24 protein-coding genes are annotated in these 24,502 nt (G+C 59.1%); 15 read left to right on the top strand and 9 right to left on the bottom strand.

Going from position 1 to position 24,502, the window contains the following annotated elements; genetic code table 11:
• Window positions 1-153 precede the first annotated feature (153 nt).
• Window positions 154-1,491, top strand: coding sequence for an NADP-specific glutamate dehydrogenase (gene gdhA, locus ACP7BN_RS12965; protein ID WP_426204574.1), 1,338 nt, complete (start codon window positions 154-156; stop codon window positions 1,489-1,491).
• Here the strand turns inward: gdhA and ACP7BN_RS12960 are convergent.
• The 4 genes from ACP7BN_RS12960 to ACP7BN_RS12945 all read right to left on the bottom strand — a co-directional run bounded on the left by ACP7BN_RS12960 (window position 1,488) and on the right by ACP7BN_RS12945 (window position 4,930).
• Window positions 1,488-1,982 carry a GreA/GreB family elongation factor gene (locus ACP7BN_RS12960; RefSeq protein WP_426204573.1) on the bottom strand — a complete coding sequence of 165 codons (495 nt, stop codon included), beginning with the start codon at window positions 1,980-1,982 and terminating at the stop codon, window positions 1,488-1,490. The two genes, gdhA and ACP7BN_RS12960, sit on opposite strands and share 4 nt — an antisense overlap.
• A 70-nt stretch (window positions 1,983-2,052) precedes the next feature.
• The gene (locus ACP7BN_RS12955) at window positions 2,053-2,409 is read right to left on the bottom strand and encodes a hypothetical protein (RefSeq protein ID WP_426204572.1); all 357 of its coding nucleotides are present in this window, start codon (window positions 2,407-2,409) and stop codon (window positions 2,053-2,055) included.
• Between the two features lie 84 nt (window positions 2,410-2,493).
• Entirely contained in the window at window positions 2,494-4,347 is a 1,854-nt protein-coding gene (locus tag ACP7BN_RS12950; RefSeq protein ID WP_426204570.1) for a DUF4105 domain-containing protein, read from the bottom strand.
• A gap of 94 nt (window positions 4,348-4,441) precedes the next feature.
• Entirely contained in the window at window positions 4,442-4,930 is a 489-nt protein-coding gene (locus ACP7BN_RS12945; protein ID WP_420648457.1) for a DUF3015 domain-containing protein, read from the bottom strand.
• A gap of 279 nt (window positions 4,931-5,209) precedes the next feature.
• Here ACP7BN_RS12945 and ACP7BN_RS12940 point away from each other — a divergent pair, with 279 nt between their 5' ends.
• Both ACP7BN_RS12940 and ACP7BN_RS12935 read left to right on the top strand, forming a co-directional pair.
• On the top strand, window positions 5,210-7,648 hold the full coding sequence (locus ACP7BN_RS12940) for a Lon protease family protein (protein WP_426204568.1): 2,439 nt from the start codon (window positions 5,210-5,212) through the stop codon (window positions 7,646-7,648).
• A 312-nt stretch (window positions 7,649-7,960) separates the two neighbouring features.
• The gene (locus ACP7BN_RS12935; RefSeq protein WP_420648455.1) at window positions 7,961-8,290 is read left to right on the top strand and encodes a hypothetical protein; all 330 of its coding nucleotides are present in this window, start codon (window positions 7,961-7,963) and stop codon (window positions 8,288-8,290) included.
• Window positions 8,291-8,296: 6 nt separating this feature from the next.
• Here the strand turns inward: ACP7BN_RS12935 and ACP7BN_RS12930 are convergent, their stop codons facing one another.
• Window positions 8,297-10,126, bottom strand: a complete 1,830-nt coding sequence (locus ACP7BN_RS12930; RefSeq protein ID WP_426204566.1) for a hypothetical protein — start codon at window positions 10,124-10,126, stop codon at window positions 8,297-8,299.
• A 160-nt stretch (window positions 10,127-10,286) separates the two neighbouring features.
• Here ACP7BN_RS12930 and ACP7BN_RS12925 point away from each other — a divergent pair, with 160 nt between their 5' ends.
• From ACP7BN_RS12925 to ACP7BN_RS12915, 3 genes are all read left to right on the top strand, one after another.
• Complete coding sequence (locus tag ACP7BN_RS12925; RefSeq protein WP_420648453.1) at window positions 10,287-10,775, top strand: TIGR00645 family protein; 489 nt, start codon at window positions 10,287-10,289, stop codon at window positions 10,773-10,775.
• A gap of 135 nt (window positions 10,776-10,910) precedes the next feature.
• A complete protein-coding gene (locus ACP7BN_RS12920) occupies window positions 10,911-11,216 on the top strand; it encodes a DUF6482 family protein (protein WP_426204564.1) in 306 nt (101 codons plus the stop codon).
• A 126-nt stretch (window positions 11,217-11,342) separates the two neighbouring features.
• Window positions 11,343-11,960, top strand: a complete 618-nt coding sequence (locus tag ACP7BN_RS12915; protein WP_420648451.1) for an FKBP-type peptidyl-prolyl cis-trans isomerase — start codon at window positions 11,343-11,345, stop codon at window positions 11,958-11,960.
• Between the two features lie 49 nt (window positions 11,961-12,009).
• Here the strand turns inward: ACP7BN_RS12915 and ACP7BN_RS12910 are convergent, their stop codons facing one another.
• The 3 genes from ACP7BN_RS12910 to ACP7BN_RS12900 all read right to left on the bottom strand — a co-directional run bounded on the left by ACP7BN_RS12910 (window position 12,010) and on the right by ACP7BN_RS12900 (window position 13,905).
• Complete coding sequence (locus ACP7BN_RS12910; protein ID WP_420648450.1) at window positions 12,010-12,267, bottom strand: hypothetical protein; 258 nt, start codon at window positions 12,265-12,267, stop codon at window positions 12,010-12,012.
• 205 nt (window positions 12,268-12,472) lie between these two features.
• The gene (locus ACP7BN_RS12905) at window positions 12,473-12,814 is read right to left on the bottom strand and encodes a zinc ribbon domain-containing protein YjdM (RefSeq protein ID WP_420648449.1); all 342 of its coding nucleotides are present in this window, start codon (window positions 12,812-12,814) and stop codon (window positions 12,473-12,475) included.
• A 122-nt stretch (window positions 12,815-12,936) separates the two neighbouring features.
• Window positions 12,937-13,905, bottom strand: coding sequence for a polyprenyl synthetase family protein (locus ACP7BN_RS12900; protein ID WP_426204561.1), 969 nt, complete (start codon window positions 13,903-13,905; stop codon window positions 12,937-12,939).
• A gap of 239 nt (window positions 13,906-14,144) precedes the next feature.
• Here ACP7BN_RS12900 and rplU point away from each other — a divergent pair, with 239 nt between their 5' ends.
• The 5 genes from rplU to ACP7BN_RS12875 all read left to right on the top strand — a co-directional run bounded on the left by rplU (window position 14,145) and on the right by ACP7BN_RS12875 (window position 17,898).
• Window positions 14,145-14,459, top strand: coding sequence for a 50S ribosomal protein L21 (rplU, locus tag ACP7BN_RS12895; protein ID WP_003176051.1), 315 nt, complete (start codon window positions 14,145-14,147; stop codon window positions 14,457-14,459).
• A gap of 33 nt (window positions 14,460-14,492) precedes the next feature.
• Complete coding sequence (gene rpmA / locus ACP7BN_RS12890) at window positions 14,493-14,750, top strand: 50S ribosomal protein L27 (protein WP_003176049.1); 258 nt, start codon at window positions 14,493-14,495, stop codon at window positions 14,748-14,750.
• A 193-nt stretch (window positions 14,751-14,943) separates the two neighbouring features.
• On the top strand, window positions 14,944-16,167 hold the full coding sequence (gene cgtA, locus ACP7BN_RS12885) for an Obg family GTPase CgtA (RefSeq protein WP_420648447.1): 1,224 nt from the start codon (window positions 14,944-14,946) through the stop codon (window positions 16,165-16,167).
• Between the two features lie 137 nt (window positions 16,168-16,304).
• Window positions 16,305-17,423 carry a glutamate 5-kinase gene (proB, locus tag ACP7BN_RS12880; RefSeq protein ID WP_426204558.1) on the top strand — a complete coding sequence of 373 codons (1,119 nt, stop codon included), beginning with the start codon at window positions 16,305-16,307 and terminating at the stop codon, window positions 17,421-17,423.
• A gap of 10 nt (window positions 17,424-17,433) precedes the next feature.
• Window positions 17,434-17,898 carry a CreA family protein gene (locus tag ACP7BN_RS12875; RefSeq protein WP_420648446.1) on the top strand — a complete coding sequence of 155 codons (465 nt, stop codon included), beginning with the start codon at window positions 17,434-17,436 and terminating at the stop codon, window positions 17,896-17,898.
• A gap of 113 nt (window positions 17,899-18,011) precedes the next feature.
• Here ACP7BN_RS12875 and rpsT read toward each other — a convergent pair whose 3' ends face one another.
• Complete coding sequence (rpsT, locus tag ACP7BN_RS12870; RefSeq protein WP_003185593.1) at window positions 18,012-18,290, bottom strand: 30S ribosomal protein S20; 279 nt, start codon at window positions 18,288-18,290, stop codon at window positions 18,012-18,014.
• 252 nt (window positions 18,291-18,542) lie between these two features.
• Between rpsT and murJ the strand changes: the two genes are divergently transcribed.
• From murJ to lspA, 4 genes are all read left to right on the top strand, one after another.
• Complete coding sequence (murJ, locus tag ACP7BN_RS12865; protein WP_426204556.1) at window positions 18,543-20,081, top strand: murein biosynthesis integral membrane protein MurJ; 1,539 nt, start codon at window positions 18,543-18,545, stop codon at window positions 20,079-20,081.
• Window positions 20,082-20,210: 129 nt separating this feature from the next.
• A complete protein-coding gene (gene ribF / locus ACP7BN_RS12860; RefSeq protein WP_420648444.1) occupies window positions 20,211-21,149 on the top strand; it encodes a bifunctional riboflavin kinase/FAD synthetase in 939 nt (312 codons plus the stop codon).
• Window positions 21,150-21,162: 13 nt separating this feature from the next.
• On the top strand, window positions 21,163-23,994 hold the full coding sequence (gene ileS, locus ACP7BN_RS12855; protein ID WP_426204553.1) for an isoleucine--tRNA ligase: 2,832 nt from the start codon (window positions 21,163-21,165) through the stop codon (window positions 23,992-23,994).
• Complete coding sequence (gene lspA / locus ACP7BN_RS12850; RefSeq protein WP_420648442.1) at window positions 23,987-24,499, top strand: signal peptidase II; 513 nt, start codon at window positions 23,987-23,989, stop codon at window positions 24,497-24,499. The genes ileS and lspA overlap by 8 nt, the downstream gene beginning before the upstream one ends.
• Window positions 24,500-24,502 lie beyond the last annotated feature (3 nt).

The following is a 24,502-nucleotide window of genomic DNA, read 5'->3' as shown; positions in this document are numbered from 1 at the left end:
TGAACACTCCAGGTGCAAAACAGCCTGTTTTATATCCTGCGCACCATTTGATTTCATATTTGCGACATTTCAAGCTGTTCCTGTGTGCAATTGGTTTGTTACAGTCCGGCTCAATCTCTTCCAACGACAACAAATTTGCCGAGACTTTTGCCCATGATCGAATCCGTCGAATCCTTCCTTGCTCGCCTCAAACAGCGCGACCCGGATCAACCCGAATTTCATCAGGCGGTCGAAGAAGTCCTGCGTAGCTTGTGGCCATTTCTCGAAGCCAATCCGCACTATCTGACCTCGGGGATTCTCGAGCGCATCTGCGAGCCGGAGCGCGCCGTGGTGTTTCGCGTGTCGTGGGTCGACGATCAGGGCAAGGTCCAGGTCAATCGCGGTTTCCGTATTCAGATGAACAGCGCCATCGGCCCGTACAAGGGCGGTTTGCGTTTCCATCCTTCGGTGAACATGGGCGTGTTGAAATTCCTCGCCTTCGAGCAGACCTTCAAGAACTCGCTGACCTCCCTGCCCATGGGCGGCGGCAAGGGCGGTTCGGACTTCGATCCGAAGGGCAAAAGTGACGCCGAGGTCATGCGTTTCTGCCAGGCGTTCATGAGCGAGTTGTACCGGCACATCGGCGCTGACGTTGATGTGCCGGCCGGCGATATCGGCGTCGGCGCGCGCGAGATCGGTTTTCTGTTCGGTCAATACAAACGCCTGAGCAACCAGTTCACCAGCGTTCTTACCGGCAAGGGCATGACCTACGGCGGCAGCCTGATCCGCCCGGAAGCCACCGGTTTCGGCTGCGTGTATTTCGCTGAAGAAATGCTCAAGCGTCGCGGGCAAACCGTTGAAGGCAAACGCGTGGCGATCTCCGGTTCCGGCAACGTCGCGCAATACGCCGCGCGCAAAGTGATGGATCTGGGTGGCAAGGTGATTTCCCTGTCCGACTCCGAAGGCACGCTGTACTGCGAGGCCGGGCTGAGTGAAGAACAGTGGCTGGCGCTGCTGGAGCTGAAAAACGTCAAACGCGCACGCATCAGCGAATTGGCAGTGGCGTTCGGTCTGGAATTCCGCGCCGGTCAGTTGCCATGGTCGCTGGCGTGCGACATCGCACTACCGTGCGCCACGCAAAACGAGCTCGACGGCGAATCCGCCCGCACCTTGCTGCGCAACGGCTGCGTATGCGTAGCGGAAGGCGCGAATATGCCGACCACGCTCGAGGCTGTGGATATCTTTATCGAGGCCGGGATTTTGTTCGCGCCGGGCAAGGCATCGAATGCTGGCGGCGTGGCAGTCAGCGGCCTGGAAATGTCGCAGAACGCCATGCGTCTGCTGTGGACGGCGGGCGAGGTGGACAGCAAGTTGCACGCGATCATGCAGTCGATCCACCATGCTTGTGTGCATTACGGCGAAGAGAACGGACGGGTCAACTACGTCAAAGGTGCGAACATCGCCGGCTTCGTCAAAGTCGCCGATGCGATGCTCGCTCAGGGCGTGGTTTAAGCCGATTCGATGCGGATCACTTCAATCAGTTGATCGCCGGCCGGACGTTGCCACAGCACTTCGTCGTTGAGTTGTGCCCCGAGCAATGCCCGACCGAGCGGTGACCCCCAGTTGATCAAGCCATTGCCGGCGTCGGCCTGATCTTCACCGACCAGTTGCACGCGGTGTTGGTTGTTGTGCTCGTCGGCGTAAGTCACCCAACTGCCGATCTGCACTTTGCCGGTCGAGGTGGCGGCGGCTACCACTTGCGCGCTGCTCAGGCGTTGGTTGAAGTAGCGCAAATCGCGTTCCAGATCGGCTTGGCGTTGCTTGTCGGCCTGCTCGCCTTTGGCCGATTGTTCAGCGTACTCGGTTTGCAGCTCGGCAACCTTGTCCTGCAACTGCTGCAGACCTTGCGGTGTGACGTAATTGGGTTGCGCACTGACCAGCCGTTCGACCGGCTGATCGGCTTGTGCGGCGGCGGAGTCTTCGTTGACGAATGCGCGGCTCATGGTGTCCTCCCGTTATAAAGCTTGGGCCATGATCGCGGGGCATTGGTTTCACTGGATGTCCGGGAGCGACTCACTGCGAGCGATATGCGCGGCCAGCACCCTGGTCTTTCTGTTGCTGCCAGGCGCGTTCGCGTTCATCGAAGTGGCTATTGCGGTAGTCGTCGCGATCCTTGTTTTCGAGCATCGCCTGGCATTGGCGAAAGCCGTCGGTCCAGCCTTCGGCGTATTGCTTGTCCTTGAGATAGCGCGGCACGTTCTTGCGAAACTCGCCGCTGATCGAACCGGCGGCTTGTCGGCCGCTGATGCAACCGTCATCGAAACCGTCGGCGAAGGCTGGTGGATAACCTTTGGCAATCAAGTCTTCATGGGTGGACTGGCATCCGCCCAGCAACAGCACAACCCCCAGCAAACCTGCGCACCGCCACATCTCACTCTCCCGAGCCGTTTTGCGGCTTACAGGGAGAGTCTAGAAGTGGATTCGTCGATGGGGTGTGAAAGAAAGATCAAAAGATCAGTAGTGATACCACTTCACTTCAAGCATGACTTCCGTTTCAGGGCTGGCGACGTGGCTGAATTCGCGCTGCGCACTCAGGCGTAGACCGAGGTTGCGCGACAATTCCCATTGCTGATTCAGACTCAGGCTACGGCGCACTTCGCCGTTGGTGAAGTAGTCACCCTTGGCCTCCAGACTCAGATTGCCCAGCGGGTTTTTCCACAGCACACCGCTGTTGAAACCAGCGGCCGGGGCGATGAACCCGGCGAAGTCGTTGTTGTGCTCGATGCGCACCGTGCCGAGGGCAAAGCCCAGTACATCTTCGCCAAGCTGCCAGGTGCCGCCAGCGCCACCGTTGACGTGGCTGACCAGATTTTCATCATCATGCTTGCCCGGCACTCGCTCCAGACCACCGGTGACTTGCCATGACAGCGGCTGCAACAGCTCATTGCGCGGAGTCAGCGAGCGAATGGTCGCCAGATCCAGTTGCTGCACCTGCCAGTCGTTGCCTTCGTACTGACGCAGTTTCAGCTGGAGGATTTCGATCTGCGCGCCGAGCGGGAAGCTTTCGGCGTTGTCGTTGAGATCGTGATAGGCCATGCGCAAACCGTACTCGCCGAACGCGCGGTCGCCACGGGTGCCGATGCCGGCCTGCCAGGTGCGTGACTCGTGGCCGTCCTCGGGCAGACCGGGTTGCGGAATTTGCAGCTCCGGTGCGGGGTTCTTGTTGATCGCCCGCAGCAATTCGAAACTGCGCTGCGCCCGTTGCGGATCACGTTCCTGGCCGTTGGCGCGGTAGCGTTCCAACCGATACGCCGCGTCGATAATCAACGCCTGACGTGCGCGGGGCAGGGCTTTGAATGCAGGGTCTTGCAGCTGTTGTTGATCGGCGCTGACCTTCAGCACCCAGTCTTGCTCTTCACTGCTCAACGGTTCGGCGCGGCTGAGCAATTCACGCTCGCGCGACGGACGATACTCGATGCTTTCTACCAGCCCGGCTTCCTTCACCGCTTTGACGGTGTCAGTGGGAATCGCGGTCAGCGGGAATTGCTCGGTCAGGCGCAAACTCGGACGCGCCACTTGCAGCAGTTCGAGCAGGCGATAGGAGCAATTTTCGTCGAAGAAGAAATAGTCGAACTGGATCTGTTTCAACTCCCACACATGCTCAACCATGCGCGCGGTTTCGGCCTGAGTCAGATTCAGCCGGTATTCCCACAGATCACGGTTTTCCAGGCTGCGGTACTCGGAGAGTTTCTCCTGATACGGCACCAGCGCGAACAATCCCGGATAGCCGCCCATCAAGCCTTTCCAGGCATACAGAATGCTGTTGTCCGAGCCTTCGATGTAGGCGCCGAAGTTGATCGCGTAACTCAGCAGCGACGTCTTGTCGCTCTGCACATCGGCCTGGTCGATACGCAGCAGCGTATGGCCGAACATCGACGAAGGACTGTTGAGATAGGCTGCCGGGAAGATCATCACCGCGCTGTGCGGCGAGACGTCTTTGAACCATTTCTTGAATTCGGCGCAATCGGGCGCAGGCAGATCGGTCAGCTTGAGTTGATCTTTCAACCAGCGCGTACGTGCCGGGTAGACGCATTGTGCATGCTGCTCGCCAGCGCTGGCTGGAGCGTACAACGCCTGCACGGTGGCCGCGAGTTCATGATCGGGATGTTCGTTGCCATCGGGTGCGAGAAAGAATTTCTTGTCGCTGACATAGCTGCGCCAGCCGCCAAGCTTGGCGCTTTCGTAATGACCGAGGGAAATCCAGAAGCGGTCGTTGGCCAGTTGCTGCAAACGTTGAGGATCGATGTGCGGCGCGGCGGACAGCGGGGCGCAGACACACAGCGCCAGCCAGGCAAGGCGTTTGAGCATAAGTGGCAACTTAAGTCGAAAAGAAATAAAGCCCAAAGAGGGGCGGGCCGAAAAAACAAAACCCGCTTCCCGAAGGAAGCGGGCGGGGTCGAGCTTAAGCCTGAGTTGCGTACTTGGCCAGACGTGCGTCTGACTTCAGAACGGACAGGGTGTTGGTATGCACGTCTTCGGCGGTCACGTCAGCCTTGCTGAAGATCTGCTGGAAGTGCTCGTGAGTCACGGCAGCGAAATGCGCGCGATCTTCCGGCGCCACGCCCAGTACCACGGCATAAGTCGTCAGCGCTTCGCCGTTGCCTTTGGCCATGTCTTCGGACAGCTCGTTCATCATGCCATTCATGGCAATCCAGGATTTGCCGCCATAGGTCAGCGACGCGTTGGTCGAGCAACCGTTGGTGCCGGAGGTCATACCAAACGTTGCGTTACCGGATGTGCCGTTGGTGGTGGATGCCAGGAAGTGAGCCGGGGTGCCACGCTGACCTTCGAACAGCATGTTGCCCCAACCGCAATCCGGGCCGCCTGGCGCTTGAGCCATGGCGTTGAGGGATACAACGGTGAAGAGAGTACCGAGAAGAATCCGTTTCATAGCTTTGTTCTCTTTATGTGCATACCAATGGACAGGGGTTCTGGCGCCTTGCGGTGCCAGTGGGCCGGTTATTAGTTCCAGCCGCGCAGTTTGGAGTTTAGGCACATTCCGAGGGTTCCGTGATTTTTTGCACAATATTTGGAATAAACACTGGTTTCCCGAGGCCGGACCTCGGGTTAGCCTGTTGTCTATGCTTTGTCGTATGGCGCGCCTTGCCAGTGGGGTACGGGCGGCGCCAGAATGCCGCTATCTGCCCCGCCTGATTGTTAAGGAAGCCCGATGCCTGATCCTGTTGCTGCCAGCTTGCGTCTAGCGCCCGAAGCGCTGACCCGTCCGTTTTCCGCTGAACAGTTCAGCTTCACTACCACCAATGATCTGGAGCCCTTTCGCGGTGTGCTCGGCCAGGAACGCGCGGTCGAAGCCTTGCAGTTCGGTGTGGCCATGCCACGCCCCGGTTACAACGTATTCGTCATGGGCGAGCCCGGCACCGGCCGGTTCTCGTTCGTCAAACGCTATCTGAAGGCCGAAGGCAAACGCCTGCAAACCCCGGCGGACTGGGTTTACGTGAACAATTTCGACGAGCCGCGCGAGCCGCGCGCGCTCGAATTGCCAGCCGGCACTGCCGGTGCGTTCATCACGGACATCAACGGCCTGATCGACAACCTGCTGGCGACTTTTCCGGCGGTGTTCGAGCATCCGTCCTATCAGCAAAAGAAAAGCGCCATCGACCGCGCCTTCAACCAGCGCTACGACAAGGCGCTGGACATCATCGAGCGTCTGGCGCTGGAAAAAGACGTCGCGCTGTACCGCGACAGCAGCAACATCGCGTTCACGCCGATGCTCGACGGCAAGGCGCTGGACGAAGCCGAATTCGCCCAGTTGCCGGAAGTCGACCGCGAGCGCTTCCACGAGGACATTTCCTGGCTGGAAGAACGCCTGAACGAAGAACTCGCGAGCCTGCCGCAGTGGAAGCGCGAGTCGAGCAATCAACTGCGTCACCTCAACGAAGAAACCATCACGCTGGCCTTGCAGCCACTGCTCGCGCCGCTCTCGGAAAAGTACGCCGAGAACGCTGCGGTCTGCGGTTATCTGCAAGCGGTGCAGGTGTATCTGCTGAAAACCGTGGTCGAGCAACTGGTCGATGACAGCAAGACCGACGCGGTGGCGCGCAAGCTGCTGGAAGAGCAATACGCCCCGAGTCTGGTGGTCGGTCACCCGTCCAGCGGCGGTGCGCCGGTGGTGTTCGAGCCGCATCCGACCTACGAAAATCTTTTCGGACGCATCGAATACGCCACCGATCAGGGCGCGCTCTACACCACGTATCGCCAGTTGCGTCCGGGTGCGCTGCATCGCGCCAACGGTGGTTTTCTGATCCTTGAAGCGGAGAAGATGCTCGGCGAGCCGTTCGTGTGGGATGCGCTCAAACGCGCCCTGCAATCGCGCAAGCTGAAAATGGAATCGCCGCTGGGCGAGATGGGACGGTTCGCCACCATGACCCTCAGCCCGCAGTTCATTCCGTTGAACGTCAAAGTCATCATCATCGGGGCGCGGTCGCTGTATTACACGCTGCAAGACCTCGATCCGGACTTCCAGGAGATGTTTCGCGTTCTGGTGGACTTCGACGAAGACATCCCGATGGTTGACGAAAGCCTTGAGCAATTCGCCCAGTTGCTGAAAACCCGCACTTCGGAAGAAGGCATGGCGCCGCTGACCGCTGATGCAGTGGCGCGTCTGGCGACTTACAGCGCGCGGCTGGCCGAGCATCAAGGGCGGTTGTCGGCGCGTATCGGTGATCTGTTTCAGCTAGTCAGCGAGGCGGATTTCATCCGTCATCTGGCCAACGATGAAATGACCGATGCCGGCCACATCGAACGCGCGTTGAAGGCCAAGGCCACGCGCACCGGTCGCGTGTCGGCGCGGATTCTCGACGACATGCTCGCCGGGATCATCCTGATCGACACCGATGGCGCAGCGGTCGGCAAGTGCAACGGGCTGACCGTGCTGGAAGTCGGCGACTCGGCGTTTGGTGTGCCTGCGCGGATTTCCGCCACGGTGTATCCGGGCGGCAGCGGCATTGTCGACATCGAGCGCGAGGTCAATCTCGGGCAGCCGATTCACTCCAAAGGCGTGATGATTCTGACCGGGTATCTGGGCAGCCGTTACGCGCAGGAATTCCCGTTGGCGATTTCTGCGAGCATCGCGCTCGAGCAATCCTACGGTTACGTGGACGGCGACAGCGCGTCGCTGGGCGAGGCGTGCACGCTGATTTCGGCGTTGTCGAAAACCCCGCTCAAGCAGTGCTTCGCGATCACCGGTTCGATCAACCAGTTCGGCGAAGTGCAGGCGGTTGGCGGGGTCAACGAGAAGATTGAAGGTTTCTTCCGTCTCTGCGAGGCACGCGGGCTGACCGGCGAGCAGGGCGCGATCATTCCGCAGGCCAACGTTGCGACGCTGATGCTCGATGAGAAAGTGCTGGCGGCGGTGCGTGCCGGGCAGTTCCACGTTTACGCCGTGCGTCAGGCCGACGAGGCGCTGAGCCTGTTGGTCGGCGAGCCGGCGGGTGCGCCGAATGAGGATGGCGAGTTTCCTGAAGGCAGCGTCAACGCGCGGGTGGTGGAGCGCTTGCGGGTAATTGCCGAGATGATCAGCGAAGAGGATCTGAAAGAAGCCGAGAAAGAGCTGGCGCTGGAGGCACTGGCCGAAGCAAAACCTGCGTAACCCATTCGCACCGCAAAACACTGTGGGAGCGGGCTTGCCCGCGATGACTGAGTGTCAGTTGACTGAAATGTTGACTGACACGACGCCATCGCGGGCAAGCCCGCTCCCACAGTTACTTGGATTGCATGTCGAGAAAAGTGCCATCACTCTGACGCCAATATTCACACAATGACCATTCGGCGCCTTCTGGTTCCGTCCGGCTTGCGAGGCGAACTTTTCTTCTATTCTCAGCTCAAGGATAAGGACAGGATCAGTGGATCGAAACAGCTCTTCAGCAAGGGCTGAATAACGGCTTTACCGAGGGTCGCCGCCATGTCGCGCAACCTCTGTCTCACCCGTCAGTGCCTGGGTCTTGTGACCCGTATCGAATGCGCCATCAAGCCGTTGGCCGGTGATAACGGCATGTGGACGCTGCTCTTCGCCGCCGGCATGGCCGGTGAACAACCTTCCGCCATCAAGGCTCAAGGCCCGTTTCATGGGCCGATCGCCGCCGAATCAATCCTCGACACCATCGTTGAAAGCCTGACGATGCACGGCTACGAGCTGGCCAGCGATCCGCAGATCTGGTCGTTGCATCTGCAAGCGCAACTGCGCCAGATCAACGGTGGGCGCGGGCGTCCTGTTGGCGTTTTCGACCACTAGGCATGATCACGGCGCAGCACTCTGGGTCTGCGCCTTGTCGAGTTTGACCTCAAAGCCGTATGGCACGGTGGCGAGATCGGTGCGCTGGTAGGTTTCCACCTGCGTGGGGCGCCCATAGAAATAATGCACGCCGAACACCGCCGGACCTTCTGCGCTCGCGTCGTGGCTGACCGAAAGAATCTGCTTGAGGTAGTTGCCACTGGCGTCTTTGACGAAGAATCGCCATTCATCGGCGGGGAAGGTCTTCAAATCCACCACCAACGTGTTGTTCCTGACCTCCAGGCCCTTGGGCAGGGACTTGGCATCGAACGACTGCTTGGCAACCTTCGCCAGGAACAACGGGATCGAACCGACGGCAATCGCCGGGGTTTCCGGGAACAGGTTCAGGTCGTAGGTGATGGTCGCTTGCAGCGGATCGACCTGATACGCCTCGGGTGGCAGCTCAATCGGCTCATCCAGTTTGCCGCCGCGTTTCTCGGTGAAAAACGTTACCGGACTGACGCCGGGACTCAGGTCATCACCGAGCAATTCATCATTGAAGGTTTTACGGTGATCGAACTCGATGCGCGCCGCGCTGGGATCTTCCACCGACTGGCGGATATGCACACTGGCTTTCAACTGATCTTCGGTGAGGCTGGCGCCTTTGAGCCAGTTCACCGCCCGATCGTCATAGGCGGTGATTGGCAGATCGAGCGGCTGCACGGCTTTGGCTGTGGTGTGCGCGTCAAATTCGCGGATCGGCAGATCAAGGGTTTTGCGCGTTACCGTCGCTTCTGAGAAATCCAGCACGCTGACTTCAAGACTCTCGACCGGGCCATTGAAATAGACCTTGTTGTAGCGGCGCGGATGCTGCTGTTCGAAGGCGTGTTGCTCGTCGTTCAGCTGTTTTTCCAGGGTGTCACTCCAGGTCGTTGCCTGTTGCAACTGCGCCAGTTGTTTCTGATAGAACGCAACTTGCACCGGGCTTTCGTTGATCGAACCGGCGCGCACCAGATATTGGCCAGTGTTGTCGCGCGCCTGGACGATCAGCGGGTTGAGCGGGGTTTCGCGGACCTCCTCGGCGAGCGGCGAGCTGTTGCTGAATTCGACTTCGGCGTAGTTCTTCTCAAGTTTGAGCAGGGTGACGCTGAGGTTGTCATCGCTGCGGGTCTGGCCGATGTCGTTCTTGCTCAGGTTGAAAGTGTGCAGGCGCTTCGGCGCGATGACTTCAACCTGGCCTTGCAGGCTGACCGGTTGCGGCTGTTTGTCCTTGTCCCGGTCCAGACCGTCGATGAACGGGTAAGTCACGGTCAGGTCATCGGGGTTGGTCACATTCGAGCTGGATGGGCTGAGCTGGATTCCGGGGTCGGTTTCCGACCATTCCGGCTGGAAGGCGATCACGCGTTTGTCGCTCAGGGTCACCGACTGCCATTCCACGCCATGCGGGAACAGGAAGCCGCCGGGAATGTTCAGGTTGAAGGGGAACACCGGTTGCAGGTCGGTCAGGTAGTCGGAACTGGAATCCTTGTGCAGCACAAACAGACCGTTGATGAAGGTATCGACCAGTACCTGCGGCGAAGGGTAGTGCTTGAGCACGCCGAGGGCGTCTTCGCCGTATTCGGTTGTCGCCGGTTTATCGTCGAGCCGTTGCTGCGCACGTTCGAGCAACAGCAGCGAGCCGCCGAGCTCGGTGACGGCGTCCTTGAGCTTGGGGTCGCTGATGGTATCCAGCGATTGTTCGAACTGTGCAGTCTTCTGTTCGAGAGTCTGCGGGTGTTTCTCGTCGTCGGGCGAGCAGCCACCGAGGAGCAGGGCCAGGCAAATTGCGGTCGTCGCTAATGGTAATCGCACATGCATTTCCAGTTGTCCTGTCCACTGTCGCCGGGCTGGCAATGTTTTCGACACTAGCAGAAAACCTTTGATACATACGCGTGGGCGGAGGTATTTCGGGCTATTTCTGGCTGTCATTAGGGGCTGATATACTCGCGGCCATTTCCAGCCCCTTGTGTGAGTAACGATGGAACGCTTTATTGAAAATGCAATGTACGCTTCGCGCTGGCTGCTGGCGCCGATCTACTTCGGTCTGTCACTGGGATTGCTGGCGCTGGCGCTGAAATTCTTCCAGGAAGTGTTCCACGTTATCCCCAATGTTTTCGCGATGGCCGAGTCGGATCTGATTCTGGTGCTGCTGTCGCTGATCGACATGGCGCTGGTTGGCGGCCTGTTGGTGATGGTGATGATTTCCGGCTACGAGAACTTCGTCTCTGAACTGGACATCGACGAGGGCAAGGAGAAGCTCAGCTGGCTGGGCACCATGGACTCGTCCTCGCTGAAAATGAAAGTCGCGGCATCGATCGTGGCGATCTCTTCGATTCACCTGCTGCGGATCTTCATGGACGCCAAGAACGTCGATCCCGAACATCTGAAGTGGTACGTGATCATCCACATGACCTTCGTGGTTTCGGCTTGCGCCATGGGCTATCTGGACAAGATCACCAAGCACTGATCAGTTATTCAGCGCTGCACCAAAACCGCCCGTCTGTTCCGAAACAGACGGGCGGCTTCGTTTGTGGGTTGTACTTTTGCGCGCCGAGGCATATCCCTGTAACAGTCCAGTCTCGCCACTGCGTGGGGTGTGTCCATGAATCTGCAAGAGTTGAATGCGTTTGCCGTCGCCGGGAAGGTCCAGGAGTTGAATCTGATCTCGCTGGAGGGCGGGATTTACCTGCTTGAGGCAAGGATGCATGGAGCGGCGTATCCGCTCAGCGATCCGAAGGGGCAGATGCTCAAACTGCGCTCGGTCGAACATGCGCGGGACGTGTTGCATACCTTTCCGGTGTTGCCGCTCAACCTGGTGCACACCTCGGTGCACGATGAAATGTGCGGGCTCGGCGCCAGCGCCGAGGAAAGCCTCAAAGTGCCGATCGCCTGGCGTTCAGCGCTGTAGGTCTGACCCGCTGATCAATGCCGGAACATCTGTGCTAGTCTGCTCGCCCTTTTGGTTCCGGGCGCGCCGGGACGCGCTGTGTACGCACGGCATGTCTTGCGGCCGTCCGCACAGCGGAGCAGTGTCATGTCCGAAGTAAATCTGTCCACCGACGAAACCCGCGTCAGCTACGGCATTGGCCGTCAGTTGGGTGATCAGCTGCGCGACAACCCGCCACCGGGTGTGAGCCTGGACGCGATTCTGGCTGGCCTGACCGACGCTTTCGCCGGTAAGGAAAGCCGTGTCGGTCAGGAAGAAATGTCCGCCAGCTTCAAGGTTATCCGCGAAATCATGCAAGCCGAAGCAGCTGCCAAAGCTGAAGCCGCGGCTGGCGAAGGCTTGGCATTCCTGGCTGAAAACGCCAAGAAAGACGGCATCACCACTCTGGCTTCCGGCCTGCAATTCGAAGTACTGACTCAGGGTGAAGGCGCCAAGCCAACCCGTGAAGATCAAGTGCGCACTCACTACCACGGCACCCTGATCGACGGCACTGTGTTCGACAGCTCCTACGATCGTGGTCAGCCGGCAGAATTCCCGGTTGGCGGCGTGATCGCTGGTTGGACCGAAGCGCTGCAATTGATGAATGCCGGCAGCAAATGGCGTCTGTATGTGCCGAGCGAACTGGCTTACGGCGCTCAAGGCGTTGGCAGCATCCCGCCGCACAGCGTTCTGGTATTCGACGTCGAGCTGCTCGACGTTCTGTAATCCGGTTACCCTGCACAAGCATTGCTTGTGCAGGGTTTCTCAGCCTTTCTCATACTTCGATCTTGTGCTGCAGTTCACTGGTCGGGCGCAATGCCCGGGCGTAGCAGAACAGGAACAGATTGCGCACCAGCTCCTTGAGCACCATCGGCTCGCTGGAACTCAGTCCGCTGACATCCAGATCTCCCTGATCCTGCAATTCATGCAGGGCTTCTTCTTCAAGCACCGCACAGACTTCCCCGGTTTCCCGATGGAGGATCCTGAGGTAAGGGTGTGGGCGATCCAGCCAGGCGTCGATCAAATAAGTCATGGTTGTTCTCCTTGAAAGGTTTCAATGAGAATAATTCTTATTCATCAAATAGCAAGCGCCTATTGGCGGATTGTGATTTTTCGTGGGTAAAGATTGCGTAAGGTCAAAATGGCTGGCGTTTGGCTATTGCGAGGGATTGCTGGGGCGAAGCGAGGAGGGTGATGCACCCTCCCACGCCTGACGCGGGGGAGGGCTGACAGCAGAATCAGACTTTTCTGACAAACTCGGATTTGAGCTTCATCGGGCCGATGCCGTCGATCTTGCAGTCGATGTCGTGGTCGCCATCGCACAGGCGGATGTTCTTGACCTTGGTGCCGACCTTGACCACCAGCGAAGTGCCCTTGACCTTCAGATCCTTGATCACGGTGATGGTGTCGCCGTCCTGCAGGACGTTGCCGACCGAATCTTTCTTCACGGCATCATCGGACGCCACTTCGGCTTCGCCGCCAGCGGTCCACTCGTGGGCGCACTCAGGGCAGATCAGTTGGGCACCGTCTTCGTAGGTGTATTCGGAATTGCATTTCGGGCAGGGTGGCAACGTGCTCACTAAGGCTCCTTGGTAGGGGTCGCTAAAAGTCGCACATTGTATAGGGTTTTAACTGAATGGGCAGTCAACAAAAAACCGCAGGCTCCAATGGAGGCTGCGGTTTCGTGGTACTGCAGTGCTGATCAGTGCGTACGGGCAACCGCAAATTCACTCAGCTCAACCAACGCATCGCGATACTCACTGGCCGGCAGCGCATCGAGGCACTTGATCGCACGGGCCACGTAATCGCGTGCCAACTGTGCGGTGTACTCCAGCGAGCCCGAGGCTTCCACGGCAATGCGGATGCTTTCGAGGTCTTCGATCCCGCCTTTCTGGATCGCCTGGCGCACCAGAGCGGCCTGCTCAGGCGTGCCTTCGCGCATGGTGTAGATCAGCGGCAGCGTCGGCTTGCCTTCGGCCAGATCGTCACCGACGTTCTTGCCCAGGGTTGCCGCGTCGCCCTTGTAGTCGAGCAAATCGTCGACCAGCTGGAACGCCACGCCAAGGTGATCACCGAAGGTGCGCAGGGCTTCTCTCTGCTCGGCGCTGGCACCGGCGAGTGCGGCGGCGCTGTGGGTCGAAGCCTCGAACAGCATCGCAGTCTTGCCGCGGATGACTTCCATATAGGTTTCTTCGGTGGTGCTGGCATCGCGCACCTTGGACAACTGCAGCACTTCGCCTTCGGCGATGATGCGCGTGGCCTGGGACAGGATCTTCATCACCTGCATCGAACCGAGTTCGACCATCATTTCGAACGAGCGCGAATACAGGAAGTCGCCGACCAGCACACTCGGGGCGTTGCCCCACATGGCGTTGGCGGTCGAGCGGCCACGGCGCATGCCGGACATGTCGACCACGTCGTCATGCAGCAGGGTTGCGGTGTGCAGGAATTCGATGGTGGCGGCCAGCAGGCGCATGTCATCGCCTTCACGGCCCAGGGCCTTGCCGCACAACAGAACCAGCAACGGACGCAGGCGTTTTCCGCCGGCCGAAGTGATGTAATCGCCGATTTTCGATACCAGCGGCACGCGGGAAGTCAGCTGCTTCTTGATGATGCCGTCGACGGCGCTAAAATCGTCCGCCACCGCGCGGTAGAAAGCTTGGGGTTGCATCAGCGACAGTTGCTCCAGAAGGGTTGCGCGGCATGCTAGGACCCACATCGGCAGGTGTCAAGGCGCGATGGACGGCCACTTGCGTGAGTCTCGAAGCTTGCGTACAATCGCGCACCCTGAACTTCCTGGGCAGCACCTGCCTTACGCAATTGCAATCGGGCCTCCAGCCCAATGCAGCCATGCCAGCCAATACCTCTTCTTATAAAGAGCTGGGTGAGCAGGATTATCGGAGAAATACCATGTCGTACGCAGTAATTGTTACTGGTGGCAAGCAATACAAGGTCGCCCCAGGTGAATACCTGAAGATCGAAAAACTGGAAATCGCTACCGGCGAATCCGTTACTTTTGATCGCGTTCTGTTGGTCGCCAATGGCGATGACGTGAACATCGGCGCTCCAGTTGTTGCTGGCGCTACCGTTGTGGCTGAAGTGATCTCCCAAGGTCGTCACGATAAAGTCCGCATCATCAAGTTCCGTCGTCGTAAGCACCACATGAAGCGTATGGGCCACCGCCAGTGGTACACCGAGATCAAAATCACCGGTATTCAGGCTTAATTTCAGCCTAATCCTCACTAGGAGAATTGACTCATGGCACACAAAAAAGCTGGTGGTAGTACCCGTAACGGTCGCGACTCAGAAGCCAAACGCCTTGGCGTGAAGATGTATGGCGGCCAGAAGATTATTCCGGGCAACATCATCGTGCGTCAGCGCGGCACCCAATTCCACGCCGGTTACGGTGTTGGCATGGGTAAAGATCACACCCTCTTCGCGAAAATCGAAGGCGTGATCAAGTTTGAAGTAAAGGGCGCGTTCAACCGCCGTTACGTGAGCGTTGTCGCCGCTTAATTGCGCGATCGCTGGAAAAGCCCTGTCTCGCGACGGGGCTTTTTCGTTTGTGGGGTGAGTCTCTTGCAAAACTGTTTGTATGGGCTGTCGGCGTACGATGTAGGTCGTGGATTGGGGTCGCTGCGCTCATTTTTGCAAGAGTCTTATGTCTTGATTGTTTTTCGGCTCGTCCGTATGGCGAGAGGCGTTGGTTATGAAGTTTGTTGATGAAGTATCGATTCGCGTAAAAGCTGGCGACGGTGGCAATGGTGCCATGAGTTTCCGCCGGGAAAAATTCATTGAAAACGGTGGCCCTAACGGCGGTGACGGCGGTGACGGCGGTTCCATCTATATGATGGCCGACGAAAACCTCAACACCCTGGTCGACTACCGTTACACCCGGCACTTCGATGCCGAGCGTGGCTCCAACGGCGGCAGCACCGACTGCACCGGCAAGAAAGGTGAAGATCTGGTGCTGCGCGTGCCGGTCGGCACAACCATCATTGACTCGGCTACCCAGGAAGTTATCGGCGACCTGACCAAGGCGGGTCAGAAGTTGATGGTGGTGCAGGGCGGCTGGCACGGTCTGGGCAACACCCGTTTCAAATCCAGTACCAACCGCGCGCCGCGTCAGACCACTCCGGGTAAACCGGGTGAGCAACGCGACCTGAAACTGGAAATGAAAGTACTGGCCGACGTAGGTCTGCTGGGCTTGCCGAACGCCGGTAAAAGTACTTTTATCCGTTCGGTCTCGGCTGCCAAGCCGAAAGTTGCTGACTATCCGTTCACCACGCTGGTGCCAAACCTCGGTGTGGTCAGCGTCGATCGCTGGAAAAGCTTCGTCGTCGCGGATATTCCGGGGCTGATCGAAGGTGCTTCCGACGGCGCCGGCCTGGGCATTCGCTTCCTCAAGCACTTGGCGCGTACGCGTCTGCTGCTGCACCTCGTGGATATGGCGCCGCTGGATGACGCCAGCGCCCCGGACGCTGCTGAAGTGATCGTCAACGAGCTGATCAAATTCAGCCCGTCGCTGGCTGAGCGTGATCGCTGGCTGGTGCTGAACAAGTGCGACCAGATTCTTGAAGAAGAGCACGATGCTCGCGTCAAGGAAATCGTTGATCGCCTTGAATGGACGGGGCCGGTGTACGTGATCTCGGCTATTTCCAAGCTCGGTACCGAGCGTCTGTGCCGCGACATCATGCGCTACATGGAAGATCGTGCCGATCGTCTGGCTGCAGATCCTGCTTATAAGGAAGAGTTGGCTGATCTCGATCAGCGCATCGAAGACGAAGCCCGTGCGCAATTGCAGGCGCTGGATGACAAGCGTGCCCTGCGTCGCAGCGGCGTGAAGTCGGTCCACGACATCGGCGACGATGACTGGGATGAAGAAGATGTGGATGACGAAGACGGTCCGGAAATCATTTACGTGCGTGACTGATCTGTTGCGATAAACTTGAACGCCGCTCAATCGAGCGGCGTTTTAGTATCTGGAAATCGATCGTTGGTCACCAATAGCCACGATTAACGTCACGGGCAGCGCCGGGTCGCGCTGTCCTCAAGCTAAGGTTGAAGATGATGCGGAGCAAGGTGACAGGTGCGCAGCGTTGGGTCGTGAAGATCGGCAGCGCTTTGCTGACAGCGGATGGCAAAGGGCTGGATCGTGCGGCAATGGGTGTTTGGGTCGAGCAGATGGTGGCCCTGCATGAAGCCGGCGTCGAGTTGGTGCTGGTGTCCTCCGGGGCAGTGGCGGCCGGCATGAGCCGCTTGGGCTGGAGCACCCGACCCAGCGCGATGCACGAGCTCCAGGCCGCTGCGGCAATCGGCCAGATGGGGCTGGTGCAAGCCTGGGAGTCGAGCTTCGGCGAGCATGGTCTGCACACTGCGCAGATTCTCCTGACCCACGACGACTTGTCCGACCGCAAGCGCTACCTGAACGCCCGCAGCACCTTGCGTGCGCTGGTCGAGCTGAAAGTCATCCCGGTCATCAATGAAAACGACACCGTGGTCACCGACGAAATCCGTTTCGGCGACAACGACACGCTGGCGGCGCTGGTGGCGAATCTGGTCGAGGCTGATCTGCTGGTGATCCTCACTGATCGCGACGGCATGTTCGATGCTGATCCGCGCAACAACCCTGATGCGCAGCTTATTTACGAAGCGCGCGCCGATGATCCGTCGCTGGATGCAGTGGCGGGCGGCACGGGTGGTGCATTGGGTCGCGGCGGCATGCAGACCAAGTTGCGTGCGGCGCGTCTCGCGGCGCGCTCTGGTGCGCACACGATTATTGCCGGTGGGCGTCTTGAGCGCGTGCTTGATCGTCTGAAGGCTGGTGAGCGCATCGGCACGCTGCTGTCGCCAGAGCGCGGCATGCTCGCGGCGCGCAAGCAGTGGCTGGCCGGGCATCTGCAAACCCGTGGCACGCTGGTGCTGGACGATGGAGCGGTGTCTGCGTTGTCTCAAGGCAACAAAAGCCTGCTGCCGGTTGGCGTCAAACTTGTGCAGGGCAGCTTCCGTCGCGGCGAGATGGTTGTGTGCGTGGCGCCGGATGGTCGCGAGATCGCTCGTGGTCTGGCCAACTACAGTGCGCTTGAGGCGCAAAAAATCATTGGTCAGTCGTCAGATGCCATTGTCGACTTGCTGGGCTACATGGCTGAGCCGGAACTGGTTCACCGTGACAACCTGATTCTGGTTTAAGGAAAATTCGATGCGTGTCGTAAAAGGATTGTTGGGTCTGTTGGTGGCGCTGCCATTGCTGGCCTCGGCCGAGGAAATCGGTCAGGTGTCGACGGTGTTCAAGTTGGTCGGGCCGAATGACCGGATCGTCGTCGAAGCGTTTGATGATCCGAAGGTCGAGGGTGTGACGTGCTACCTGTCGCGCGCCAAGACTGGCGGCGTGAAGGGTGGTCTGGGTCTGGCCGAAGATCGTGCCGAGGCTTCCATCGCTTGCCGTCAGGTCGGGCCAATCAGCTTCAAGGGTGAGCTGAAGGACGGTGACGAGGTGTTCAAGGAGCGCACGTCGCTGGTGTTCAAGACCATGCAGGTGGTGCGTTTCCTCGACAAGAAGCGCAATACCCTGGTGTACCTGGTCTACAGCGACCGCGTGATTGAGGGCAGCCCGCAGAATGCGGTGACCGCGATCCCGATTCTGCCGTGGGTTCCAGTCAAGTAATTCACAATTAAAAACGGAGGAGCCAGGTGCTCCTCTTTTTTTTGCCGTGTTTTCAGCAAATCGCAGGCAATAAAAAACCGACCCGGAGGTCGGTTTTTTAACGAACGCTTCGCTTAGGCAGCGGCGGCAACGTTCAGGGCCTTTACGTGGCCATTCAAACGGCTCTTATGGCGAGCAGCCTTGTTCTTGTGGATGATGCCTTTATCGGCCATACGGTCGATAACTGGCACAGCCAGAACGTATGCAGCTTGAGCTTTTTCAGCGTCTTTTGCGTCGATGGCTTTAACTACATTCTTGATGTAGGTGCGAACCATGGAACGCAGGCTGGCGTTGTGGCTGCGACGCTTCTCAGCCTGTTTTGCACGTTTTTTGGCGGAAGGTGTGTTGGCCACCGTCGAGCTCCTCGAAAGACTTTTTAGGAAATAGCAAACAAAATAGGCCGCGAATCATGCCGATGAGTTGAAGTCTTGTCAAGGGCGCTTGAAACGTTCCGCTAAGTGGTAGGTGTACTGCGACGGGATATTTCTTTCCGGCGTGTGACCTGTAAACTCGCGAGCTTTGGCTCTGTGCTGTTGCGGCGCGGAGTATCGCACAAGTAGGCGCATTGTTCGCCTGCTGTTTATCGACAGGCACTAATTCCCTCAATGAACCTGCTCAAATCGTTGGCCGCCGTCAGCTCTATCACCATGCTTTCCCGGATTCTCGGGTTCGTTCGTGACACGCTCATCGCCCGTACATTCGGTGCCGGGATGGCGACCGACGCCTTCTTCATCGCGTTCAAACTGCCCAATCTGCTGCGGCGAATTTTCGCCGAGGGCGCATTTTCCCAAGCCTTCGTGCCGATTCTGGCGGAATACAAAAGTCAGCAGGGGGAAGAGGCGACTCGCACGTTCGTTGCTTATGTGACGGGCCTGCTGACCCTCGTTCTGGCGCTGGTGACTGCGCTGGGCATGATCGCTGCGCCCTGGGTGATCTGGGCCACCGCGCCGGGTTTTGCCGATACGCCGGAAAAATTCCAGCTGACCTCCGATCTGCTGCGAGTGACCTTCCCTTATATATTGCTCATTTCCCTGTCCTCGCTGGCCGGGGCGATTCTCAACACCTGGAACCGATTCTCGGTGCCGGCCTTCGTGCCGACCCTGCTCAACGTCAGCATGATCGTGTTTTCATTGTTCCTGACGCCGTACTTCGATCCGCCGGTCATGGCCCTCGGCTGGGCGGTACTGGTCGGTGGTCTGGCACAGTTGCTCTATCAACTGCCGCACCTGAAAAAGATCGGCATGCTGGTGCTGCCGCGTCTGAATCTGCGCGATACCGGCGTCTGGCGTGTGATGAAGCAGATGCTGCCGGCGATCCTCGGCGTATCGGTCAGCCAGATTTCGCTGATCATCAACACGATTTTCGCCTCGTTTCTGGTGGCCGGTTCGGTGTCGTGGATGTATTACGCCGACCGCTTGATGGAGTTGCCGTCCGGCGTGCTCGGCGTGGCGCTCGGCACGATTCTGTTGCCGACACTGGCCAAGACTTACGCCAGCAAGGATCGCCACGAGTATTCGCGGATTCTCGACTGGGGCCTGCGCCTGTGTTTCATCCTGGTGCTGCCGTGTGCGCTGGCACTGGGAATTCTGGCCGAGCCGCTGACGGTTTCGCTGTTCCAGTACGGCCAGTTCAGCGCTTTTGATGCGTCGATGACGCAACGGGCGTTGATTGCCTATTCTGTTGGCCTGCTGGGCATTATCGTGATCAAAGTGCTGGCGCCGGGCTTTTATGCGCAACAGAACATCCGTACACCGGTAAAAATCGCAATCTTCACCCTGATCGTCACCCAGCTGTTCAACCTGGTGTTGATCGGCCCGCTGGCGCACGCCGGTCTGGCGTTGGCGATCAGTGCAGGCGCCTGCCTCAACGCCGGGCTGCTGTTCTATCAACTGCGCAAGCAGCAGATGTATCAGCCGCAACCGGGTTGGGCGAAGTTTGGCTTCAAGCTGCTGGTGGCGGTTGCGGTGATGTCAGTGGTGTTGCTGGTCGGCATGCATTTCATGCCGGCCTGGGAGCAGGGCGGCATGCTTGAGCGCTTCTTGCGTCTGGGCGCTCTCGTGGCGGCTGGCGTGGTGAGCTATTTCGGTATGTTGCTGTTGATGGGCTTCCGACTGCGCGACTTCAATCGCAAGGCGCTGAGCTAGGGTTTCGGCCCACATCGGGACGCTCGGGCCGGCAGTTTTGTCGGCTCGATCACTTTGGGTTACGGTGTTGCCTGTCGTCTGCCGCCGGGTGTGGTTATAATCGGCCACTTTATGAGCAAGAAGCGCGTTATGCAGCTGGTTCGAGGCCTCCACAACTTGCGCCCCCAGCATCGGGGCTGCGTCGCCACTATTGGCAACTTTGACGGTGTTCACCGTGGTCACCAGGCAATCCTGGCCCGACTGCGTGAGCGTGCGCTCGAGTTGGGCGTACCCAGCTGCGTGGTGATTTTCGAGCCGCAGCCACGGGAATTCTTTGCTCCGGACACCGCACCTGCGCGTCTGGCCCGATTGCGCGACAAGCTGCAGTTGCTCGCCGCTGAAGGCGTTGACCGGGTGTTGTGCCTGGCCTTCAACCAGCGTTTGAGCAAGCTCAGCGCCAGTGAATTCGTCGATACGATTCTGGTAGACGGCCTCGGCGTGCAACATCTTGAGGTCGGTGACGACTTCCGCTTCGGTTGCGACCGCCTCGGCGATTTCGATTTCCTGTTGCAGGCTGGGCAGGTTCGGGGCTTTACCGTCGAAGCGGCGCAAACCGTCGAGCTGGATGGCATTCGTGTCAGCAGCACCCAGGTGCGCAATGCGTTGGCCGCCGCCGATTTTGCGCTGGCTGAAAGCCTGCTCGGCCGCCCGTACCGCATCGCCGGTCGCGTGCTGCACGGGCAGAAGCTCGCTCGGCAACTGGGCACGCCCACTGCCAATGTTCAACTGAAACGTCGTCGCGTGCCGTTCACCGGGGTTTACCTGGTCGACGTCGACATCGACGGCAAGACCTGGCCCGGCGTCGCCAATATCGGCGTACGGCCCACGGTGCAAGGTGATGGCAAGGCCCACCTTGAAGTGCATCTTTTAGATTTTGCCGGCGATCTGTATGACCGGCGTTTGACGGTGGTTTTCCACCAAAAGCTGCGTGAAGAGCAGCGTTTCGCCTCCCTGGAGGCGCTGAAAACGGCGATCAACGCGGATGTCGCCGCCGCCCGTGCACTAGCCGCACCTAGCGCCCACCGCTAATGAAGAGCCTTAAATGACCGACTATAAAGCCACGTTAAACCTTCCGGACACCGCCTTCCCAATGAAGGCCGGCCTGCCACAGCGCGAACCGCAGATCCTGCAGCGCTGGGACAGTATTGGCCTGTACGGAAAGTTGCGCGAGATTGGCAAGGATCGTCCGAAGTTCGTCCTGCACGACGGCCCTCCGTACGCCAACGGCACGATCCACATCGGTCACGCTCTGAACAAGATTCTCAAGGACATGATCATCCGCTCGAAAACCCTTTCGGGTTTCGACGCGCCGTACGTTCCAGGTTGGGACTGCCACGGCCTGCCGATCGAGCACAAGGTTGAAGTGACTCACGGCAAGAACCTGGGCGCGGACAAGACCCGTGAACTGTGCCGTGCCTACGCCACCGAGCAGATCGAAGGGCAGAAGTCCGAATTCATCCGTCTCGGCGTGATCGGCGACTTCGCCAACCCGTACAAAACCATGAATTTTACCAACGAGGCCGGTGAAATCCGCGCCCTCGCCGAAATCGTCAAGGGCGGTTTCGTGTTCAAAGGTCTGAAGCCTGTGAACTGGTGCTTCGATTGCGGCTCCGCGCTGGCCGAAGCCGAAGTCGAGTACGAAAACAAGAAGTCGTCGACCATCGACGTGGCGTTCCCGATTGCCGACGAGGCCAAACTGGCCAGCGCATTCGGTCTGCCAGCGCTGAGCAAACCGGCTTCGATCGTGATCTGGACCACCACTCCGTGGACCATCCCGGCCAACCAGGCGCTGAACGTTCACCCGGAATTCAACTACGCGCTGGTTGATGTCGGCGACAAGCTGCTGGTGCTGGCTGAAGAACTGGTCGAATCGTGCCTCGTTCGTTATAGCCTGGAAGGTTCGGTCATCGCGACCACCACCGGTAAAGCGCTGGAGCTGATCAACTTCCGTCACCCGTTCTACGATCGTCTGTCGCCGGTGTACCTGGCTGACTACGTGGAACTGGGCGCTGGCACTGGCGTGGTTCACTCCGCCCCGGCCTACGGCGTGGACGACTTCGTGACCTGCAAGAAGTACGGCATGGTCAACGACGACATCCTAAATCCAGTGCAGAGCAACGGCGTTTATGTACCGACGCTGGAGTTCTTCGGCGGCCAGTTCATCTGGAAGGCCAACCCGGCCATCGTCGACAAACTCACCGAAGTCGGTGCGCTGCTGCACACCACCGTCATCGAACACAGCTACATGCACTGCTGGCGTCACAAGACCCCGCTGATCTACCGCGCCACCGCGCAGTGGTTCATCGGCATGGACAAAGAGCCAGTCAGCGGCGACACCCTGCGTATCCGCTCGCTAAAAGCCATCGAAGAAACCAAATTCGTTCCGGCCTGGGGCCAGGCGCGCCTGCACTCGATGATCGCCAACCGTCCGGACTGGTGCATCTCGCGTCAGCGCAACTGGGGCGTGCCGATCCCGTTCTTCCTGAACAAGGAAAGCGGCGAGCTGCACCCACGCACCGTCGAGCTGATGGAAGAAGTCGCCAAGCGCGTTGAAGTCGAGGGCATCGAAGCCTGGTTCAAGATGGACGCCGCCGAGCTGCTCGGCGATGAAGCGCCGCTGTACGACAAGATCAGCGACACCCTCGACGTCTGGTTCGACTCGGGTACCACGCACTGGCACGTGCTGCGCGGTTCGCATCCGATGGGCCACGAAACCGGTCCACGCGCCGACCTGTACCTGGAAGGTTCGGACCAGCACCGTGGCTGGTTCCACTCGTCCTTGCTGACTGGTTGCGCGATCGACAACCACGCGCCGTACCGCGAACTGCTGACCCACGGCTTCACCGTCGATGAGTCCGGCCGCAAGATGTCCAAATCTCTGGGCAACGTGATCGCGCCGCAAAAAGTCAACGACACCCTCGGCGCCGACATCATGCGTCTGTGGGTTGCATCGACCGACTACTCCGGCGAAATCGCGGTGTCCGAGCAGATCCTGGCTCGCAGTGCCGATGCCTACCGGCGGATCCGTAACACCGCGCGCTTCATGCTTTCCAACCTGACCGGTTTCAATCCGGCCACCGACATCCTGCCGGCCGAAGAAATGCTCGCGCTGGATCGTTGGGCGGTGGATCGCACCTTGCTGCTGCAACGCGAACTGCAAGAAAACTACGGCGAATACCGTTTCTGGAACGTCTACTCGAAGATCCACAACTTCTGCGTGCAGGAGCTGGGTGGTTTCTACCTCGACATCATCAAGGACCGTCAGTACACCACTGGCGCCAACAGCAAGGCCCGCCGTTCGGCGCAAACCGCGCTGTATCACATCTCCGAAGCGCTGGTGCGCTGGATCGCGCCGATCCTCGCCTTCACCGCCGACGAACTGTGGGAATACCTGCCGGGCGAGCGTAACGAATCGGTAATGCTCAACACTTGGTACGAAGGTCTGACTGAACTGCCGGCCAACTTCGAACTGGGCCGCGAGTACTGGGAGCGGATCATGGCCGTCAAGGTCGCGGTCAACAAGGAAATGGAAATCCAGCGCGCGGCCAAAGCCGTCGGTGGCAACCTGCAAGCCGAAGTGACGTTGTTTGCCGAAGACGCGCTGAGCGCCGACCTGGCCAAACTGAGCAACGAATTGCGCTTCGTGTTGATCACCTCCACCGCCAGCGTTGCGCCGTTCGTGCAGGCGCCGGCCGATTCCGTGGTCACCGAAGTCAGCGGCTTGAAGCTGCAGATCGTCAAATCGGCCTTCCCGAAGTGCGCCCGTTGCTGGCACTGCCGTGAAGACGTCGGCGTGAACCCGGAGCATCCGGAAATCTGCGGTCGTTGCGTGGACAACATCAGCGGCGCGGGCGAGGTTCGTCACTATGCCTAATGCCATTGGCCGTTTCGGACGGTTGAGCTGGCTCTGGTTGAGCTTGCTGGTACTGGTCATCGACCAGGCCAGCAAGTTCTACTTCGAAAACAAGCTCGAAATGTTCCAGCAGATCGTGATCATTCCCGATTACTTCAGCTGGACCCTGGCCTACAACACCGGCGCTGCGTTCAGCTTCCTGGCTGACAGCTCCGGCTGGCAGCGCTGGCTGTTCGCCCTGATCGCCATTGTGGTCAGTGCGGTGCTGGTGGTCTGGCTCAAGCGTCTGGGGCGCGACGAAACCTGGCTGGCCGTCGCTTTGGCGTTGGTGCTGGGCGGTGCGCTGGGCAATCTGTATGACCGCATTGCCCTCGGCCACGTGATCGATTTCATTCTGGTGCACTGGCAGAACCGCTGGTATTTCCCGGCCTTCAACATCGCCGACAGCGCAATCAGCGTTGGCGCAGTGATGCTGGCACTGGACATGTTCAAGAGTAAAAAGACCGGAGAAGCCGCTCATGACTGATCA

It is taken from the genome of Pseudomonas sp. TWP3-1 (genome assembly GCF_049896625.1).
GTDB lineage: Bacteria > Pseudomonadota > Gammaproteobacteria > Pseudomonadales > Pseudomonadaceae > Aquipseudomonas.
The sequence above is the reverse complement of the archived record's forward strand: the minus strand, read 5'-3'. Positions and strand labels throughout refer to the sequence as shown.

Bases quoted from the DNA above. Each gene is read 5' to 3' on its own strand.
- murJ (WP_426204556.1), top strand. From the start codon at position 18,543: ATGAACCTGCTCAAATCGTTGGCCGCCGTCAGCTCTATCACCATGCTT.
- ACP7BN_RS12935 (WP_420648455.1), top strand. From the start codon at position 7,961: ATGTCGCGCAACCTCTGTCTCACCCGTCAGTGCCTGGGTCTTGTGACC.
- ACP7BN_RS12900 (WP_426204561.1), bottom strand. From the start codon at position 13,905: ATGCAACCCCAAGCTTTCTACCGCGCGGTGGCGGACGATTTTAGCGCC.
- ACP7BN_RS12960 (WP_426204573.1), bottom strand. From the start codon at position 1,982: ATGAGCCGCGCATTCGTCAACGAAGACTCCGCCGCCGCACAAGCCGAT.
- proB (WP_426204558.1), top strand. From the start codon at position 16,305: ATGCGGAGCAAGGTGACAGGTGCGCAGCGTTGGGTCGTGAAGATCGGC.
- ACP7BN_RS12910 (WP_420648450.1), bottom strand. From the start codon at position 12,267: ATGACTTATTTGATCGACGCCTGGCTGGATCGCCCACACCCTTACCTC.
- rpmA (WP_003176049.1), top strand. From the start codon at position 14,493: ATGGCACACAAAAAAGCTGGTGGTAGTACCCGTAACGGTCGCGACTCA.
- ACP7BN_RS12955 (WP_426204572.1), bottom strand. From the start codon at position 2,409: ATGTGGCGGTGCGCAGGTTTGCTGGGGGTTGTGCTGTTGCTGGGCGGA.
- ACP7BN_RS12940 (WP_426204568.1), top strand. From the start codon at position 5,210: ATGCCTGATCCTGTTGCTGCCAGCTTGCGTCTAGCGCCCGAAGCGCTG.
- ACP7BN_RS12925 (WP_420648453.1), top strand. From the start codon at position 10,287: ATGGAACGCTTTATTGAAAATGCAATGTACGCTTCGCGCTGGCTGCTG.
- ACP7BN_RS12945 (WP_420648457.1), bottom strand. From the start codon at position 4,930: ATGAAACGGATTCTTCTCGGTACTCTCTTCACCGTTGTATCCCTCAAC.
- ileS (WP_426204553.1), top strand. From the start codon at position 21,163: ATGACCGACTATAAAGCCACGTTAAACCTTCCGGACACCGCCTTCCCA.
- rplU (WP_003176051.1), top strand. From the start codon at position 14,145: ATGTCGTACGCAGTAATTGTTACTGGTGGCAAGCAATACAAGGTCGCC.
- ACP7BN_RS12915 (WP_420648451.1), top strand. From the start codon at position 11,343: ATGTCCGAAGTAAATCTGTCCACCGACGAAACCCGCGTCAGCTACGGC.
- ACP7BN_RS12930 (WP_426204566.1), bottom strand. From the start codon at position 10,126: ATGCATGTGCGATTACCATTAGCGACGACCGCAATTTGCCTGGCCCTG.
- lspA (WP_420648442.1), top strand. From the start codon at position 23,987: ATGCCTAATGCCATTGGCCGTTTCGGACGGTTGAGCTGGCTCTGGTTG.
- gdhA (WP_426204574.1), top strand. From the start codon at position 154: ATGATCGAATCCGTCGAATCCTTCCTTGCTCGCCTCAAACAGCGCGAC.
- ribF (WP_420648444.1), top strand. From the start codon at position 20,211: ATGCAGCTGGTTCGAGGCCTCCACAACTTGCGCCCCCAGCATCGGGGC.
- ACP7BN_RS12920 (WP_426204564.1), top strand. From the start codon at position 10,911: ATGAATCTGCAAGAGTTGAATGCGTTTGCCGTCGCCGGGAAGGTCCAG.
- ACP7BN_RS12950 (WP_426204570.1), bottom strand. From the start codon at position 4,347: ATGCTCAAACGCCTTGCCTGGCTGGCGCTGTGTGTCTGCGCCCCGCTG.
- ACP7BN_RS12875 (WP_420648446.1), top strand. From the start codon at position 17,434: ATGCGTGTCGTAAAAGGATTGTTGGGTCTGTTGGTGGCGCTGCCATTG.
- cgtA (WP_420648447.1), top strand. From the start codon at position 14,944: ATGAAGTTTGTTGATGAAGTATCGATTCGCGTAAAAGCTGGCGACGGT.